The sequence below is a fragment of the Thioalkalivibrio paradoxus ARh 1 genome, assembly GCF_000227685.2.
GTDB classification, from domain to species: domain Bacteria; phylum Pseudomonadota; class Gammaproteobacteria; order Ectothiorhodospirales; family Ectothiorhodospiraceae; genus Thioalkalivibrio; species Thioalkalivibrio paradoxus.
In genome coordinates this window covers 49,201-64,859 of record NZ_CP007029.1, presented here as the reverse complement: position 1 = coordinate 64,859, position 15,659 = coordinate 49,201, and the positions used below count along the sequence as shown (strand labels likewise).

The 15,659-nt window shown below is 63.6% G+C and carries 23 protein-coding genes and 2 pseudogenes; 16 read left to right on the top strand and 9 right to left on the bottom strand.

Annotation, left to right across the window (positions count from 1 at the left end):
- Positions 1–252: 252 nt before the first annotated feature.
- The 3 genes from THITH_RS00345 (at position 253) to THITH_RS00335 (ending at position 3,522) form a co-directional block, all read left to right on the top strand.
- Complete coding sequence (locus THITH_RS00345; protein ID WP_006746519.1) at positions 253–1,143, top strand: glycosyltransferase family 2 protein; 891 nt, start codon at positions 253–255, stop codon at positions 1,141–1,143.
- Positions 1,133–2,356, top strand: a complete 1,224-nt coding sequence (locus THITH_RS00340) for a glycosyltransferase family 4 protein (protein ID WP_006746520.1) — start codon at positions 1,133–1,135, stop codon at positions 2,354–2,356. Before THITH_RS00345 ends, THITH_RS00340 begins: the two co-directional genes overlap by 11 nt.
- A 317-nt stretch (positions 2,357–2,673) precedes the next feature.
- Positions 2,674–3,522 carry an REP-associated tyrosine transposase gene (locus tag THITH_RS00335; protein WP_025367142.1) on the top strand — a complete coding sequence of 283 codons (849 nt, stop codon included), beginning with the start codon at positions 2,674–2,676 and terminating at the stop codon, positions 3,520–3,522.
- A 105-nt stretch (positions 3,523–3,627) separates the two neighbouring features.
- On the opposite strand, the gene THITH_RS00330 is transcribed toward THITH_RS00335, so the two are convergent.
- The gene (locus THITH_RS00330; protein WP_006746522.1) at positions 3,628–3,972 is read right to left on the bottom strand and encodes a type II toxin-antitoxin system PemK/MazF family toxin; all 345 of its coding nucleotides are present in this window, start codon (positions 3,970–3,972) and stop codon (positions 3,628–3,630) included.
- Positions 3,962–4,192, bottom strand: coding sequence for an AbrB/MazE/SpoVT family DNA-binding domain-containing protein (locus THITH_RS00325; RefSeq protein ID WP_006746523.1), 231 nt, complete (start codon positions 4,190–4,192; stop codon positions 3,962–3,964). Before THITH_RS00325 ends, THITH_RS00330 begins: the two co-directional genes overlap by 11 nt.
- A 479-nt stretch (positions 4,193–4,671) precedes the next feature.
- Here THITH_RS00325 and THITH_RS00320 point away from each other — a divergent pair, with 479 nt between their 5' ends.
- On the top strand, positions 4,672–4,911 hold the full coding sequence (locus THITH_RS00320; RefSeq protein WP_006746524.1) for a FitA-like ribbon-helix-helix domain-containing protein: 240 nt from the start codon (positions 4,672–4,674) through the stop codon (positions 4,909–4,911).
- Between the two features lie 4 nt (positions 4,912–4,915).
- Positions 4,916–5,311 (top strand): type II toxin-antitoxin system VapC family toxin, encoded by a 396-nt coding sequence (locus THITH_RS00315; protein ID WP_006746525.1) that lies wholly within the window; start codon positions 4,916–4,918, stop codon positions 5,309–5,311.
- 66 nt (positions 5,312–5,377) lie between these two features.
- Here THITH_RS00315 and THITH_RS00310 read toward each other — a convergent pair whose 3' ends face one another.
- Positions 5,378–5,692, bottom strand: a complete 315-nt coding sequence (locus tag THITH_RS00310) for a CcdB family protein (RefSeq protein WP_006746526.1) — start codon at positions 5,690–5,692, stop codon at positions 5,378–5,380.
- Entirely contained in the window at positions 5,692–5,940 is a 249-nt protein-coding gene (locus tag THITH_RS00305) for a type II toxin-antitoxin system CcdA family antitoxin (protein WP_025367141.1), read from the bottom strand. The genes THITH_RS00310 and THITH_RS00305 overlap by 1 nt, the downstream gene beginning before the upstream one ends.
- 434 nt (positions 5,941–6,374) lie before the next feature.
- Between THITH_RS00305 and THITH_RS00300 the strand changes: the two are divergent.
- From THITH_RS00300 to THITH_RS00290, 3 genes and pseudogenes are all read left to right on the top strand, one after another.
- Positions 6,375–7,281 (top strand): annotated as a pseudogene (locus THITH_RS00300) (hypothetical protein).
- Positions 7,282–7,587: 306 nt separating this feature from the next.
- Positions 7,588–7,932, top strand: a complete 345-nt coding sequence (locus THITH_RS00295; RefSeq protein ID WP_006746529.1) for a type II toxin-antitoxin system prevent-host-death family antitoxin — start codon at positions 7,588–7,590, stop codon at positions 7,930–7,932.
- A complete protein-coding gene (locus THITH_RS00290; RefSeq protein ID WP_006746530.1) occupies positions 7,914–8,402 on the top strand; it encodes a DUF3368 domain-containing protein in 489 nt (162 codons plus the stop codon). The genes THITH_RS00295 and THITH_RS00290 overlap by 19 nt, the downstream gene beginning before the upstream one ends.
- 59 nt (positions 8,403–8,461) lie before the next feature.
- Here THITH_RS00290 and THITH_RS00285 read toward each other — a convergent pair whose 3' ends face one another.
- Both THITH_RS00285 and THITH_RS00280 read right to left on the bottom strand, forming a co-directional pair.
- A complete protein-coding gene (locus tag THITH_RS00285) occupies positions 8,462–8,866 on the bottom strand; it encodes a PIN domain-containing protein (RefSeq protein WP_006746531.1) in 405 nt (134 codons plus the stop codon).
- Position 8,867: 1 nt separating this feature from the next.
- On the bottom strand, positions 8,868–9,194 hold the full coding sequence (locus THITH_RS00280) for a type II toxin-antitoxin system Phd/YefM family antitoxin (RefSeq protein WP_232222223.1): 327 nt from the start codon (positions 9,192–9,194) through the stop codon (positions 8,868–8,870).
- Between the two features lie 213 nt (positions 9,195–9,407).
- On the opposite strand from THITH_RS00280, the gene THITH_RS00275 reads away from it, so the two are divergent.
- From THITH_RS00275 to THITH_RS00245, 8 genes and pseudogenes are all read left to right on the top strand, one after another.
- Positions 9,408–9,680, top strand: coding sequence for a CopG family antitoxin (locus THITH_RS00275; protein ID WP_006746533.1), 273 nt, complete (start codon positions 9,408–9,410; stop codon positions 9,678–9,680).
- A gap of 182 nt (positions 9,681–9,862) precedes the next feature.
- The gene (locus THITH_RS00270; RefSeq protein ID WP_006746534.1) at positions 9,863–10,072 is read left to right on the top strand and encodes a hypothetical protein; all 210 of its coding nucleotides are present in this window, start codon (positions 9,863–9,865) and stop codon (positions 10,070–10,072) included.
- Positions 10,073–10,110: 38 nt separating this feature from the next.
- Entirely contained in the window at positions 10,111–10,317 is a 207-nt protein-coding gene (locus tag THITH_RS00265) for a hypothetical protein (RefSeq protein ID WP_006746535.1), read from the top strand.
- A 28-nt stretch (positions 10,318–10,345) separates the two neighbouring features.
- Positions 10,346–10,531 carry a type II toxin-antitoxin system HicA family toxin gene (locus tag THITH_RS17235; protein WP_232222222.1) on the top strand — a complete coding sequence of 62 codons (186 nt, stop codon included), beginning with the start codon at positions 10,346–10,348 and terminating at the stop codon, positions 10,529–10,531.
- Positions 10,532–10,533: 2 nt separating this feature from the next.
- Positions 10,534–11,184 (top strand): annotated as a pseudogene (locus THITH_RS00260) (hypothetical protein); the annotation flags it as partial.
- A gap of 160 nt (positions 11,185–11,344) precedes the next feature.
- A complete protein-coding gene (locus THITH_RS00255; protein ID WP_006746537.1) occupies positions 11,345–11,554 on the top strand; it encodes a hypothetical protein in 210 nt (69 codons plus the stop codon).
- Positions 11,527–11,865, top strand: a complete 339-nt coding sequence (locus tag THITH_RS18620; RefSeq protein ID WP_006746538.1) for a hypothetical protein — start codon at positions 11,527–11,529, stop codon at positions 11,863–11,865. The genes THITH_RS00255 and THITH_RS18620 overlap by 28 nt, the downstream gene beginning before the upstream one ends.
- Before the next feature lie 300 nt (positions 11,866–12,165).
- The gene (locus tag THITH_RS00245; protein WP_006746539.1) at positions 12,166–13,359 is read left to right on the top strand and encodes a CDP-glycerol glycerophosphotransferase family protein; all 1,194 of its coding nucleotides are present in this window, start codon (positions 12,166–12,168) and stop codon (positions 13,357–13,359) included.
- On the opposite strand, the gene THITH_RS00240 is transcribed toward THITH_RS00245, so the two are convergent.
- The 3 genes from THITH_RS00240 to THITH_RS18370 are packed head-to-tail and all read right to left on the bottom strand — an operon-like array spanning position 13,337 to position 15,630.
- Positions 13,337–13,741: an adenylyltransferase/cytidyltransferase family protein gene (locus THITH_RS00240; RefSeq protein ID WP_006746540.1), complete on the bottom strand. Its 405-nt coding sequence runs from the start codon at positions 13,739–13,741 to the stop codon at positions 13,337–13,339. The two genes, THITH_RS00245 and THITH_RS00240, sit on opposite strands and share 23 nt — an antisense overlap.
- A 36-nt stretch (positions 13,742–13,777) precedes the next feature.
- Positions 13,778–14,725 (bottom strand): glycosyltransferase family 2 protein, encoded by a 948-nt coding sequence (locus THITH_RS00235; protein WP_006746541.1) that lies wholly within the window; start codon positions 14,723–14,725, stop codon positions 13,778–13,780.
- A complete protein-coding gene (locus THITH_RS18370; RefSeq protein ID WP_006746542.1) occupies positions 14,722–15,630 on the bottom strand; it encodes a hypothetical protein in 909 nt (302 codons plus the stop codon). Before THITH_RS18370 ends, THITH_RS00235 begins: the two co-directional genes overlap by 4 nt.
- Positions 15,631–15,659: the final 29 nt, after the last annotated feature.

Below are 15,659 nucleotides of genomic sequence, written 5' to 3'. Positions count from 1 at the left end.
TCGCGCAAGCGCGGGCGTTCCAAGTCACGCGGTTCATCGCCGTGCCTGGAACGGGATAACAGAGCGGCACATTGTACGGATTGGACGGAAGGCCGGTTCCGATGACAGCAACGACACAAGGACACCGCGGGAACCCGACTGATGCGATCCAGCGGGCGAGCCGACCCATGAACCCAAGCGGGCCCATCGTTGCCCGGCTCACGCACGCCCCGGACTGGCGCGGGGGCGCCAAACGGGCTGACGAGGATCTCGATGGCAAACCGAGCTGACCCGCCACACGTATCGATCATCCTGCCCGCCAACAACGAGGCGGCTTCGCTGCGCACGCTCGTCGGGGGAATACGGAAATCGCATCCGGATGCAGAAGTCATCGTCGTCGACGATGGATCGGACGACGCCACCGCTGAAGTCGCCACAGATGGCGGCGCCCGCGTCGTTCGCCACCCCTACAGCATGGGCAACGGTGCCGCCGTAAAGAGCGGCGCCCGGGCGGCGACGGGCGAGATCCTCGTGTTCATGGACGCGGACGGCCAGCACGATCCGGCCGACATCGCGCGCCTGATCGCGCGGCTGGAGGAAGGCTACGACATGGCGGTCGGCGCCCGGCAGGCCGGCTCGCAGGCGAGCCTCGGCCGCGGACTGGCCAACAGCTTCTACAACCGTTTCGCCAGCCTGATCGTCGGGCAGCGCATCGAGGACCTCACTTCCGGCTTCCGCGCCGTGCGCGCGGACAGGTTCCGGGAGTTCCTGTACCTGTTCCCGAACGGCTTCTCGTACCCGACCACCGTCACCATGGCGTTCTTCCGCGCCGGCTATCTCGTGAGCTACGTGCCGATCCACGCCGGCAAACGTGTCGGGAAGAGCCATCTTCGCCCGATCCGCGACGGCATCCGCTTCCTGCTGATCATCTTCAAGGTCGGCACGCTGTATTCGCCGCTGAAAATCTTCGTGCCGATCGCGGCGATCCAGGGAATCGTGGGACTCGCCTATTACGGCCACACCTACATCACCACCGGCCGGCTGACCCTGGGTACCATTTTCATGCTCTCGTCGGCTCTGACGATCTTCCTGATCGGCCTGGTCTCGGAGCAGATCACGCAATTGACGTATCGCGGGACGAGCGGGAGCGCCGATGGCCGTTGAGGCCCGCCGACCGCGGGTGCTGATGCTCACCTCCACCCTGCCCCGCTGGGCAGGCGATGCCGAACCCGGATTCGTCCTCGACCTGGCGCGCGAACTCAGCGCCGGGTTCGACATCGAGCTGGTCGCCCCGCATGCACCGGGCTCGGCGCGCAGCGAGCGGATGCAGGGGGTAGCCGTCACGCGTTTCCGCTACTGGTGGCCGCGCTGGCAGTCAGTCGCGTATCAGGGCGGCATGGCCTGGCGGGTTCGCGAAAACCCTTTACGACTCGCTCAACTGCCGTTCTTCTTCGTCTCGCTGGTCTGGACCACGATCCGCCGCCTGCGCCGCGAACCTCGGGTCGACCTGATCCACGCGCACTGGCTCATTCCGCAAGGGCTGGCAGCGCTCGTGGCCCGCACCCTCGCGCGGCGGCGCATTCCGATTCTTTGCACCAGTCACGGCGGCGACCTTTTCGGCCTGCCCGGCGCGCTGCTCACAAGCCTGAAACGCGCGATCCTCCGCCGTTGTGACGGGGTCAGCGTCGTGAGCCAGGCAATGGCCGTCAGGGTGCGGGAAATCGAGCCGGGATCCGTTGCCGAAGTGATTCCCATGGGCACGGATCTGCGGCACAGATTCGTTCCAGGGATGCACGCAGTCCACCAGGATCCCGCGCGCCTGGTGTTCGTCGGAAGGCTTGTCCCGAAGAAGGGGCTGGAACACCTGCTCGACGCTCTGCACGAATTCGCGCGAACCTCCGTCGCATTCTCGGCCGAGATTGTCGGTCACGGACCTCTGGCGGACGCGCTGGCGGAAAGGGCCCGCGCTCTCGGATTTCACGATTCGGTGAACTTCACCGGACCGGTACCCCACGAATCCCTCGCACAACACTACCAGCGCGCGGCGATCGCGGTGTTTCCTTTCGTAGAGGCCGCGGACGGCGACCAGGAGGGGTTCGGCCTGGTAATGGTCGAAGCGATGGGCTGCGGCTGCGCCGTGATCGCCTCCGATCTCCCGGCGGTGCGGGACGTGATTCGGGATGGGGAAACGGGGATTCTGGTGCCCCCAGGTGACCCGCAGGCATTGGCCGCGGCGATCCGCGAGGCTCTCGAGCAGCCGGAACGAATGCGCGCAATCGCCGAACGCGGACGCACCTACGCACTGCAGCACTTCGACTGGAGTGTCACCCGCCGCAAGTTCGCGGCGCTGTATCGCTCTCTCGGCTCGGGCCAATAATAATAGCTCTCTCGTGAAAGGGTTATGATCACACGGTACGGCGCAGGTCGAGATCACGGGGCCAGTGTTGGTTGACCTGGGAGCATCCGAGCATTTTCGCTATGCTTCGTTGTCGTGCCGGAGCCATTGTGATTGAGCCCTCCGGCGGTCGGAAGCGCCTCATCATGCGGCGACCCGTCGGGGAACTGTTGGGTCTCGCCGATGGGGTCACGCCGATGGAAACCGATGGGGTCAGGTCTCGCCTGGTAGCGGGAAAAACCGATGGGGTCAGGTCTCGTCTGGTAGCATCCCACCTTCCCGCGCTATCCTTTCCCACCATGGCGAGACCGTTACGCATCGAGTTCCCCGGAGCCCTGTATCACGTCACCTCGCGGGGCGACCGGCGGGAGAACATCTACGAGGACGACGCGGATCGCCAGCGATTCCTGGAGATTCTCGGCGAGGTCGTCACCCGGTTCCGCTGGCTGTGCCACGCCTACTGTCTGATGACCAACCACTACCACATCCTGGCTGAAACACGGGAGGCGAATCTATCCCGAGGGATGCGCCACCTCAATGGCGTGTACACGCAGGCATCCAATCGGCGCCACGGCCGCGCCGGCCACGTGTTCCAGGGGCGATTCAAGGCCATCCTCGTGGAACGCGAAAGCTACCTGCTGGAACTGGCGCGCTATGTGGTGCTCAATCCGGTGCGGGCGGGCCTGGTGGCGCAGCCCAACGAATGGGCCTGGAGCAGCTACAACGCGACGATCGGGGCCGCGCCTCGGCCCGCCTGGCTCACCACCGATGCACTGCTGTCGGCCTTCGGCCGGCAACGCAAACGGGCGCAGGCACATTACCAAGCCTTCGTCGCGGACGGCGTCGGCACGAACCCCTGGGACGGACTCCGAAGCCAGATCTACCTTGGCGACGAGGCGTTCGTGGAAACGATGCAAGGGCGGGCCGAGGTGCGCGGCGACCCACTGGGCATCCCGCAGCAGCAACGCCGGGCACCGGCCCCTTCACTGGAGAGCATCGCTGCCAACAGCCCGGATCGCGACACCGCGATCGCCGCAGCCCACGACACCGGCGCCTACAGCTACCGGCAGATCGGGGAGTACTTCGGCCTCCACCCGGCAACGGTCGGGCGGATCGTACGCCGCAGGATGCTGTCAGGCGAGACCTGACCCCAATGACGGAGCCCAAGCACGCGTAAGGGGTCAGGTGTCGCTTGGTCACATCCGTGCTACGAGGCGAGACCTGCCCACGCCCCCCAGGCAAGCTTTTTCCGCTTACGCGGCGCCGCCCAGCAAGCGCTTCAATGCGCTGCGCACGGTTGCACGGTCGGCCTCAGCGAGTTGGCCCAGGGTGCTCCGAATCAGGCGGTGATCGAGGGTAAACAGCTTGAAGCGCACCACGGACGGCGCCGGCAGGCCGGCGGCGTCAAGTTCGCTGATTGAGCAATCGAGTGGCCAGGGTGCGTTGCCTTTCGAAGTAATCATCGCCATCACCGAGTGCCCAGCGGTCGCGCTAAAGGCCGCGGCATCCGAAAGCACCAGGGCCGGGCGGTTCTTGACAGCGCTGCGGTCGGTGAACGGAAACGGTACACGCACGACCGTGAAGCGGTCATAGGTCACGGTAAGCTTCCTCATCGGCCGGGCTGGACCACTCGGACAGGGTAGCTTCGAGGGCGCGCAGGTAGTCCACGTCCAGAGGCTGCACGCGCCGCACCGACGCAGTCCCATCAGGATGGATCTCCCATGCGATGAGGTCGCCGGGTGCGACATGCAAGGCAGCGCGCACCTGCTTCGGAATGGTCGTCTGGCCTTTGGCGGTAATTCTCGCGATTGCGGGCATGGTCGTCTTCCGGCAAGGATTGCATTACATTCGCACTGTACTGCCGGAAGGCCGAGAACACCATTCGTCTGCAGCATCGCCGCCCTCCGGCTTGCTCGGAGCGAGGCATTCCGCATAACTGACGGGGGGTCAGGTCTCGCCTTGTAGCACACCCGGCAGTTTGCGGATGCTACCAAGCGAGACCTGACCCCGGGAACTCGAAGCCGCTGATGCCGCACTTCCGGCGAGCATGACCGGCCATCCGGGCGGACGCCTGGGACCCGCAATCATGTTACCAGGCGAGCCCTGACCCCAAAGTGCGCTCCAATCATGTTACAAGGCGAGACCTGACCCCCAAGTACGCATGACCCCCAAGTACGCTCAACTCAATGCCGCAAGGCGCCACCTACCCCTATCGATGCGCGGGTGTCCGCCGAGCATCGAACCTGACCTCGGTCTGCAGCATAGTGCATGCATGATGCTGCAGACCGAGGTCGAACATGCCTACCCTGCAAATCCGCAACCTGCCGGATGACGTGTACCAGGCCCTGGCGTTCCGGGCCGAACGAGCCCAGCGCAGCCTCGCGCAACAGGCACTGGTCGAGTTGCGCGGCAAGACGGCGGAACAATCCCAAACTCGGCAGCGTGTTCTCACGGAGATCAAACGCAACCTAACCGAAATGGTTACGCCCGCCGAGCCCTCGCCCGAGGCTCTCATCCGCGAAGACCGGGGACGCTGACCTCGTGCGAACCGTACTCGACGCATCGGCGGCGGTGCACATCGTCATGCGCACCGAGCGATCGGGCGAGTTCATTGCCCGGCTGGAAACCAGCCAAATGGTGCTGGCCCCGGCACTTTTTCATGACGAAGTGGCGAACACTCTCTGGAAATACACGCGCGCCGGCGTCATCGACAAGAATACGGCGCTGACGCGTCTGGAGGAAACGCTGAGCCTGGTCGATGCCTTCGAGCCAGACGCAACTCTGGCGACCGAAGCACTTTCCCTGGCGATTCTGCACAACCGCCCCGTATATGACCTCATCTATGTCGTGCTTGCCATGCGCTTCGGCGCAAGTCTGCTTTCAGCCGACGGCGGGCTGCTCCAGCTTGCAGCCGGGATCGATCCCAGCATGGCGTGAGCCACCATCGCCCGCCGAATGCTACCAGGCGAGACCTGACCCCGGCTAGGTGGCCCGGTTCGGGGGTCAAATTCCCGTGAACAAGAGGTCGATGGCTGCGATGATTTCGTTGCGCTGGCCGGCCAGCGAAGCCACCGTCTCGCCCAGTATCGGCGCGGAGACACCGGCGAGCTCGGCGGTGGAGAGCACCAATGGCTCGCCTCGCACTTCGAACACCGGGTTCAACACCTGCGCCGGCCGGCCGAAATCGGCCGGCCGCACCAGGGGGACGACCGCCGTGGTGCGCAACTCGCCGAGCAGATCACTCTGAAGCACCAGAAGGTACGGTGCCCACGAAGCGGTCTCCGGATTCGGATTGTGCAGGACGTCGAACTGGCGCATCAAAAGCGCCGCACGCGGTCAGCATAGCTGCCACGCGCATCGATTCGGGAGTTGTAATCCTCGATGGCGCCGGCGTTCTCCGCTAACCACAACTTGCGCCGTTGCTCGCGCACGGCCCCCAACAGGCGCTCCTCCAACAATCCGGACAGATTGAGTCCGAACCGGCGCGCCTCCGCCAGCAACTCGGCGTCGATGCTCAGGTTCACGGCCCGCTTGGGGGCATGGGAGCCCCTCGTGGAGTTCGGCATGATGAATCCGTCACACATGAAGAATGCGCATAGTTTAGGCGCATGAAATACGTGGGCACAAACCGAGCCATTCGAGCCAGGGGTGTAAGCGCTAGTAGAACCCCGGTCATTTGCCGCGTAGCGTGTGACAAGGCGAGACCTGACCCCAGGGAAGTGCCAAGGGAGCCGGGCTAGACGGGGATTGACTGGCAACCTGATCGAGAGGAAGTGCCGGATCGGGTCAGGTCAAGCCTTGCAACACGGCGAGACCTAACCCCCCGCATCCTTGCCGTCGTGATCCCTCGCTGCAACACGGCGAGATCTAACCCCCCGCATCCTTGCCGTCGTGATCCCTCGCTGCAACACGGCTCGGCATGAGGTGAACGGTACCGCCTGACATGAACGGCCCCGGTTGCTAGCATTGGGCTCCCGCCACGGACGGAGGGCCCCAGTGCATGCCGCACGACCAGAACTTCAAAAACCTCATTCTCGACTACCCGCGCGAGGCCATCGCGCTGTTCGCGGCGGCCGAGGCGCAGGCGATCGATGCGGACGCTCGGGTCACGCCGGTGCGCCAGGAGCAGCTGCAGGAACGTCTTGGCGAACGCTTCCGCGAACTCGACATCCCGCTGCTCGTGGAATGGCCGGACGGCCGGCGCGAGGCGATTCTGTTCGTGATCGAAGAAGAGACCGAGCCGGCACGGTTTTCCATCCACCGACTCGCGCACTACTGCCTCGACCTCTCGGAACTGATGAACACCCAACGGGTGGTGCCGGTGGCGGTGTTCCTGCACCGAGGCGATTTTTCCGGACAGCTATCTCTCGGCGGGGATGCGGGCACCTACCTCGACTTCCGCTTCCTGGCCTATGCACTTCCGCGGATTCCGGCCCGGGAGCACTTCGAAAGTCCGAACCTGGTAGCGCGGCTGAACCTGCCGAACATGGCCTACGCCCCGGAGGAGAAGCTGGAGGTCTATGCGCAGGCGATGCGCGGTCTGACCACGCTGGAGCCGGACCCGGAGCGCCGGATCAAATACCTGGATTTCATCGACATCTACGCGGCCCTGGACGAAAATGAACGCATCGTCTACCGCCAGCGGTACCACCGAGGAGGTGGCAGAGATGACACGATTTGCAGAGCGCTTCCTGGAGAAAGGCCGGGACGAGGGCCGGGAAGAGGGCCGGGAAGAGGGCATTGGCCAGGGCGAGGCACGCGTGCTGCTTCGCCAACTCACACTGAAATTCGGCCCGCTACCGGACCCGGTACGGGCGCGCATCGAATCGGCAGACGCCGACACACTGCTACGCTGGTCGGAGCGGGTGCTCACCGCCGACCAGCTTGATCAGGTGTTCGAGGCGTAGCACCCTTGCCAGCATATCGTCCTGTGCCGCCGCAGCCGATCCAGCGCCATGCCGGTGCCAGCCACGTGCTACAAAGCGAGACCTGACCCCGAAGCTCATACTACAAGGCGAGACCTGACCCCGAAGCTCATCGTAAACGGCGGCTTGTCGGGCTGACCGGAAACCTGATCGAGAGGCCTCGCGGCTTCGAGGGACGGTGTTGCCAGTTGACCGGAAGCGGCTAATGGGTGACCCCGTTCTTGCTGCTTGCCAGACTCCGGCATTCCTCTATCATGTACCCATGCAAGCTTCCCAGGAGACATGGGAATGGAAGTCGTCAATGTGAGCGGCCTGAAAAACAATCCCAGTGAAGCCCTGCGCAAGGCGCGCAAGGACATGGTGGTGGTCATGAACCGCGACCGTCCCGACGCGGTGCTGGTGGGCCTGGAGCAAACGGGCCTGCTGCAGGGGAAAGGCGTTCGGCCCGCGCTGGCCACCGTCTTGTTCCGTGAGGGGCACCTGTCCCTGGTGCGGGCAGCGCATCTGGCCCAGATGCCCGTTGCGACGTTTGCCGCCCACCTGTCGCGAATCGGCGTGCCGGTGGTGCGCCTCGATGAAGACGAAACCCGGCAGGACATGGAAACGCTGGAAGAATGGCTCGCCTCGTCCTGAGCGACGCGAGTCCGTTGATCGCCCTGTCGCGGGTAAACGGCTTGGCCTGGTTGCCGAGCCTGTTCGGGGCCGTGACCATGCCACCGGAGGTATACCGCGAGGTACTCCCGGGCCTGGACTTGCCTGGCGAAGACGCGATCACCCAGGCTTTGAGCGCAGGCTGGCTGCATATAGCGGGACCGGGCCCCGGAACCCCCGCGTTGCCCGAGCTGGACGAAGGCGAATCCGCCTGCATCCGGATCGCGTTGGCGCATGATGGCCCCACGTTGCTGCTGATGGACGAACGCGCAGGCCGGGCGATCGCCCAGGAACGCGGCCTCCGGGTTGCAGACACCGCCGCCATCATCGGACTTGCCAAACAGCGGGGCCTGATCCCGTCGGCGCGCGAGCTGTTCGCCCTTTTGCACGCCGCGGAGTTCCGTATCGCCCCCGAGGTGATCCGCACCGTGCTGCAGCGCGTCGGCGAGTAACGCTGCAAGGCGAGACCTGACCCAGGGTGCCGCAAGGTTCGTCCAGCAGTGTTGCGATCCTACGCCCTGCCCAGCCAGTTCTCGGTGATCAGGCCCGGAACACGAGTGAACTCCGACTGGTTGTCCGTCACCACCACGGCTCCCAGCGCGAGGGCTTGTGCGGCGATCCAGTAATCGTTCGCACCGATGGGGGTACCACTGACCTCCAACTGTGCTCTGATCCGGCCGTACTGCCGACTGACTTGGGCATCGAGGGGAACCAGTTCGATCTGCTCCACCAGTGCCGCCAGCCGCGCCGCATTTTTCTCGCGATACGCGCTCTTCTCAACTCCAAGTTCGAGTTCGCCAAGGACCACCGGGGATAGCAGCAGGTCGCTCAGCGCCAACTGCTCGAGCCGTCGACGCACGGGGTCCACACCTTTCATGGCGGCGATGAAGACGTTGGTATCCAGCAGGTAACGCATGCTACAGGCGGTTTACCGGCTCTGGCGGAAAATCCGCCGGTGCGACCAGATCGATTTCGTCCTGCGCATCCCACAGCGGGCGAAAGGCTTCGGCCGCCGGGGTGGATGCATCGGGCACAAGACGCGCAACCACCCGGCCACGGCGCATGATCGCGACCGTCTCGCCCGCCTCCACCGCTGCCAGCAGACCGGAGAACTTTGCCTTGGCCTCGGTTACCTGCACACGGCGCATGCGAACCCCTAAAAATGACCATACGGTCAGAATACGCCGGTGCTTTAGCTGAAACAAGAGGGATCGTCGGCTGAACGGCGGCACTGCCGCCATCATCGGACTTGCCGAAGCCGCTGACGCCGGACTTCCGGCAAGCATGACCGGCCATCCCGCCGAACGCCTGGGGCCGGCAGGCATGCTACAGCGCGAGACCTGACCCCCGAGTACTGCGCTTCCTGTTCGTTGCGTTCACCCGGCGGACACGCGGACAGGAGGTTTTGATACGGCCGATCAGCGCCCGGTTCATGCACCGAACGGAGATCGAACACTATGAACGACAAAGAAAAACTGCCCGCACCGCCCCCGCTCCAGACGGATGAAGCAGCGGAGCAGTTTGTCGATCAGGCTGATTTGACGCGCTACGACCTCTCCCGCTTTCGACCAGTGAACTTCGAATTCGAGAAGAAGACGGCCCGCGTCAACATGCGATTGCCCGAACCACTGCTGCGCGCCGTGAAGGCCAAGGCGCAGACACGAGGGATTCCGTATCAGCGGTTGATCCGGGAGGCGATCGAACGGGCACTCGAAGACGAGTCAACCTGACAGCGCACAGCCCTGACGCACTCTCGGGGACACCCACGTGGTGCACTCGCTGGGGCTCACGCTCGGCGCGCACTTGGCGGTGCTGCGGGTCCTGGACGCGCGCACTCTCGGGGACACCCACGTGGTGCACTCCTGAGTGATAAGCTACGTGCAGTTGGATGTCCTGAGTGGACTGCACGAAGATGCTGACGACCATTGAAGTAGAAATCGACCGCGAGGGCCGGGTCCGCCCCGTAGATCCCAAGGGCCGGCTACCGGCAGGTCGCGCGCTACTGACCTCGTTGGCACCACTCTCCGATGAGACCGCGTTGCTTGCCGCGCCGGCCCTCGCCGACGACTGGCTGAAGCGCGAGGAGGATGCAGCGTGGGCAGATTTGCGGTTGGACAGGTAGCGGTTCTGCCCCCAGCCCCCGAACTGTGGAGAAATAGTATGGAATTCTCAGCTGTGTTGACCCCGGCTCCGGAAGGAGGCTATGTGGCCTTCAACCCTGAGACGGGCACGACCACTCAAGGCGAGACCGTCGAGGAAGCCCTGGCCAATCTGCGCGAGGCCACCGAGCTTTACCTGGAGGAATTCCCCTTTTCTGGGACGGGGCGTCCCTTGCTAACGTCGTTCGAAATTCCGGAACGTGCCTAAGCTCCCGATCGTTTCAGGCGCTGAGGTTGTGCGTGCCTTGCAACGTTTGGGTTTTGCGGTGATTCGTCAGCGTGGCAGCCATATTGTCATGCGCCGCGGCTCCTCAGGCTGCATCGTGCCCAATCATCGCGAGTTGAAGACGGGCACACTGGCCGGCCTCCTCAAACAGGCCCAGATCTCCCCGCAAGAATTCCTGGACGCCTACCATTCCTGACGAAGTCGCCACCGGCACGGTTTTCCGTCCACCGACTCGCGCACTACTGCCTTGATCTCTCGGAACTGATGAACACCCAACGGGTGGTCCCGGTGGTGGTGTTCCTGCACCGAGGCGATTTCCCCACGAAGCTATCGCTTGGCGGGGATGCGGGCACCTACCTCGACTTCCGCTTCCTGGCCTACGCAATCCCGCGGATTCCGGCCCGGGAGCACTTCGAAAGCCCCAATCTGGTCGCGCGGCTGAACCTGCCGAACATGGCCTACGCCCCGGAGGAGAAGCTCGAGGTCTATGCGCAGGCGATGCGCGGCCTGACCACGCTGGAGCCGGACCCGGAGCGCCGGATCAAATACCTGGATTTCATCGACATCTACGCGGCCCCGGACGAAAATGAACGCATCGTCTACCGCCAGCGATCTCCCGAGGAGGTGGCAAAAATGACACGATTTGCAGAGCGGTTCATGGACAAGGGCCGGGAAGAAGGCATTGGCCAGGGCGAGGCCCGCATGTTGCTGCGGCTGCTCACTTTGAAATTCGGCCCGTTGCCGGAACCGGTACCGACGCGCATCGAATCGGCAGACGCCGACACGCTGCTACGCTGGTCGGAGCGGGTGCTCACCGCCGATCATCTTGATGAGGTATTCGAGGCGTAGCACCCTTGCCAGCGTATCGTCGTGTGCCGGCGCAGCCGATCTGGCGCCATGCCGGTGCCAGCCACGTGCTACAAGGCGAGACCTGATCCCGAAGTATGTGCCCCCAAAAGTGGTGGTAAGCTAGCCTGTAGTTGCACTGTCCTGAGTAGGCTGCGCGAACATGCTCACAACCATCGAAGTGGAAATCGACCGCGAGGGCCGAGTCCGCCCCGTAGATCCCCAGGGCCGGCTGCCGGCAGGCCGCGCGCTACTGACCTTGTTGGCACCACCCGCCGATGAGACCGCGTTGCTTGCCGAGGCGGCTCTCGCCGAAGACTGGCTGAAGCCCGAGGAGGATGCAGCGTGGGCAGATTTGCAGCCGGACAGGTAGCCGTTCTCCCCTTTCCATTCTCGGACCTGAGCCGGAACAAGTACCGGCCCGCACTATTGTTGGCCGATGCAGGCCGCGGGGACTGGATCGCCTGTCAGATCACCAGCAACCCCTACGCGGATTCCAGGGCCGTGGAAATCGGGCCGGCGGACTTCTCCGCCGGCAGCCTGATGCGCACCAGTTTCGCCCGCCCCGGAAAGTTGTTCACCGCGAACGAGGGTCTGTTCGCGTCAGTAGCCGCCACGGTCCGCGTGGAGAAACTCACAGAAACACGAAGCGCCGTGATATCCCTCCTGACAGACGCGCCGTAGGCCCGTTGGGTGGACCTCCTCGAGCAGATCGTTTCCGGAGTGGGCCAAGGCCAGCGGGCTCACGCGAGCGGCGCCGATGCCTGCCGACGCGCGAAGGACACCAGGCAAGGCCCGGAGGTCACTGCCGCGGAGCCAATTGACGATGACGGCGCGGCCCGCTTACCACCAACAACGAGCTGCCCAGATACTCTGTGATCTGGTCACCCGTGCTACAAGGCGAGACCTGACCACCAGTTGTTCGCTGCGCCAGAATCGCGGCAACGCCCATAGCAGAGAGAACCCTATCCCTGTCGTCATGCCATGAAGATCGATAAGACGAACCCGGTACACTGGCTTCTGCTCGCGCTGTTCGGACTGAACGTGGTGGCGGCACTGGTCTGGCGCCCGTTTCGGAGGCGCAACCGGCCTGGGCCACGAACCGTGGTGCTCTACGGCCACAAGCTCAGCGGCAACCTGCTGGCGATCTATCGCCATCTGCGGACTGGACACCGGGATGAGTTCCGCCCGGTTTTCCTGACCATGGATCCGGCATACCACCGCGACCTGACCATGGCAGGCGAAGATGCCTGCCTTGCCGCGATGCCCTCCTGCGCCAAACTGCTCGCAAGCGCCGAGGCGATCATTTCCGACCACGGGCTGCACGCGCTGCAACCGATGCTGGGGCGGTCGGACCTGAAGTTCTTCGACGTGTGGCACGGCATCCCGTTCAAGGGTTTCGACGCCGACGACTTCCGCGTGCAGCACCGGTACGACGAAACCTGGGTCGCTTCCCCCCTGCTGTCGAGTCTGTACACCGACCGATTCGGGTTCGACCCCGCCAGGGTCAAAGTCACCGGGTATGGGCGCACCGATGCCCTCGTGGTACCGCAGGAATCCCACCAGGCCATCCGCAACCGCCTCGGATTGCAGCACGTCGCGGGCCGCAAACTCGTGCTATTCGCGCCCACCTGGAAGCAGGATGCAAGCAACCGAAGCCTGTTCCCCTTCGGTATCGATGGGCGCGAGTTTATGGAGGCGCTCGCCGAGGTGTGCCAGAGGAATAATGCATCGGTACTGTTCCGCGCGCACCTGAATGCAAAAGACCCCGTACCGCTTCCCGCGGACGGGGTCTTTCCGCTGCCTTTCGCCGATTACCCGGACACCGAGGCCATCCTGCAGCTCAGCGACGTGCTCATCTGCGACTGGTCCTCGATCGCGTTCGATTTTCTGCTGCTCGACCGGCCCACCCTGTTCCTGGACGTGGAGCCGCCGTTTCGTAAGGGCTTTTCGCTCGGCCCCGAGTATCGCTTCGGACCCGTGGTATCCGATCTGCCGGACCTGCTAAGGCAACTCGAACGCAGCCTGGCGGACCCCGAAGGCTACCGGTCCGAGTACGGCGCGAGGCATGAAGCGATCCGGGAACAGGTGTACGGGAGCTTTGCGGACGGGCGATCGGCGGAGCGATGTGTGCAGCGGTTGAACCGCGCATTCGTTACAGACGGATCTTCTCGATGACCGCTGTGGTGGAAATCGCCGGCGTCCGCGGGAAGTAGATCACCTCGCAGATGTCCCGGAACTCGTCGAACTTCCCCGCCCAGTCGTCGCCCATCGCCAGCACGTCCGCGCGGTGTTCGATCAGATACTCCCGCTTCTTCTCCAGCGACTCCTCCGGAAACACCTCGTCCACGCAGCGAAGCGCGAGAAGGATCTCCATCCGCTCCGACTCGCTGAATACCGGCAGCCGATCCTTCTTGCGCCGAGTGAATTCGTCCGTCGAGACCCCGACGATCAGCGTGTCGCCGAGCGCGCGGGCACGTTCAAGCAGGCGCAAGTGGCCGACGTGGAAGACGTCGAAGGTGCCGAAGGTGACTACGCGAATCCCCTCAAGCCGGTTCATCTGTATCCACCCCCCATCGTCTGCCCACGAGTTCTCTCACCGCCCCTGCGCGCCATGCTTGATCCTGTGTGCCTGGTAGGAAAGGTGCCGCGCCAGGCGCCGGGGAAGCACACGAAGTACTCGCGGCTCGTTTGCTAGAATCCGCAGGATTCCGACCAGATTGCCACGGCGAAATTGGTCTGCCAAATCATACAACGCCTCGTTAGCGCGCAGCGCTTCGATCTTCCGATCGAATGCCTCGCTTACCTGTTCTGGCCAGCGCGCCATATCACGACAGGCCTCCAGGCACTGGCGCATTGCTGTATTGTCAGACAGACGTGCTGTTATCGACCCCGGTGTAATGCGATAGTAATAAAGCGGCTGGGGCCAATAACGCAGGTGGCCGCCTGCGGCTACGAGACGGAGCACGAACTCCGCGTCCTCTGCGAACGCGCGGCTGGAGTGCCATACGCCAAACTCATGCACAAGACGCGAAGGAAACAGCGGCTGTACCAGGAGGCGTTCGGCCCGAATGTACGCTTCAACCGGCACTTCACAACCATTCGGGGAGCTGCAAATCGGGCCAAAGGCACTGCGACCATGAAGGGCCTTCCAGGGTCGGAGCCCACCATCCGCTGCGTGATGGCTGATCATGATATCGTCGAATACGACATCTCGTTCCGGTGAGTTTACCGCTGCTAGCAGCCGCTCCAACCTCCGGGGACCCCATGCATCGTCGGCATCCAGAAAAGCGATCCATCGCCCGGAGGCCCTCTCCATGGCTCGATTACGGGACCGACCCGGACCCAGATTCTCCGGATTGGAGATCGCCACGATTCTCCGATCCTCAAACTGTTCGATAACGCATGCCGTTCTGTCCGTCGAGGCATCATCGCAGACGATCAATTCCCAGTCGCTGTAGCTCTGCGCCTGTACCGAGTGCACCGCCTGCTCCAGCGTAGCCTCGGCATTGTGAGCCGGTATGATGACCGATACGCCCGTCATGGATCACCCCACCGCGACGCTGGGGGCGAACGGCCTTCCATGATGCGATCGAATATGCAAAGGGCGGACTCAAGGGAAATCATCCCATCCACCACTTGGGGCCAGTGAGGAGCGTGGGAGCGAACAATGATCGGCGGCCGGTTTCGGCGAAACCGTACGGGGGCCGTTTCGTGCCCAAGAGCCCCGAGCACCGCCGACCGGTGATGCCCACCCGTAACGTAGAGACACCATCGTTGGTTATCAGGATAGCGGTCATCGAGAAGGACCAGACCCTGAATATCACCGTCAAACCTTCCGGACCGCTTGTATCCGGATGCTTGTATCGATTGGAAAACACCGACCAGCCGCTTCCACGCATATTCGCCCGCATCCGCCGACATGGGTCCAAACAGATGCCAGTCATCGAGATCTATAGCCCGGCTCTTGAGGCGAGAACGTTGTTCCTTGAGCAAAGTTCTACGAATACTCATGGCGCGGGCAGCGGGATCGGTGTGCTCCCACGGCAGGACTGCCTCGTAAGGAGCATTCATAGACGCGTAGCCGCTACCTCGCGGTGCACACCCTAGATACTCCGCCGCGTTTGCCGGTCGAAACTGAGCATAGAACCGTTCGAGTGCCGATCCTGCATAGCGTACATGCCCACACTCGTATTCGATCAAAGTTCGTATGTAGGGATGATTAGAATCCTTGTGACAGGGAAAGGCGCTGGCGCCCATTCCGCGCATGCGACCCAAGGGAACGTCGATCACCACGTTGCGGCCATTGGCACGATAGTAAGCCTCGAGGGGATGAACCTCGCCGCCTCGCAATTCAACCGGACGGGCACGGGAAACCTGGACGCCTAATCGGTCGGCGATCTCGAGCACCCAATCATCCAGCCTTCGCCACAGCAGTGAATCGCGCATCCGACTTCTCCAAGCCAAACCCCGCAACG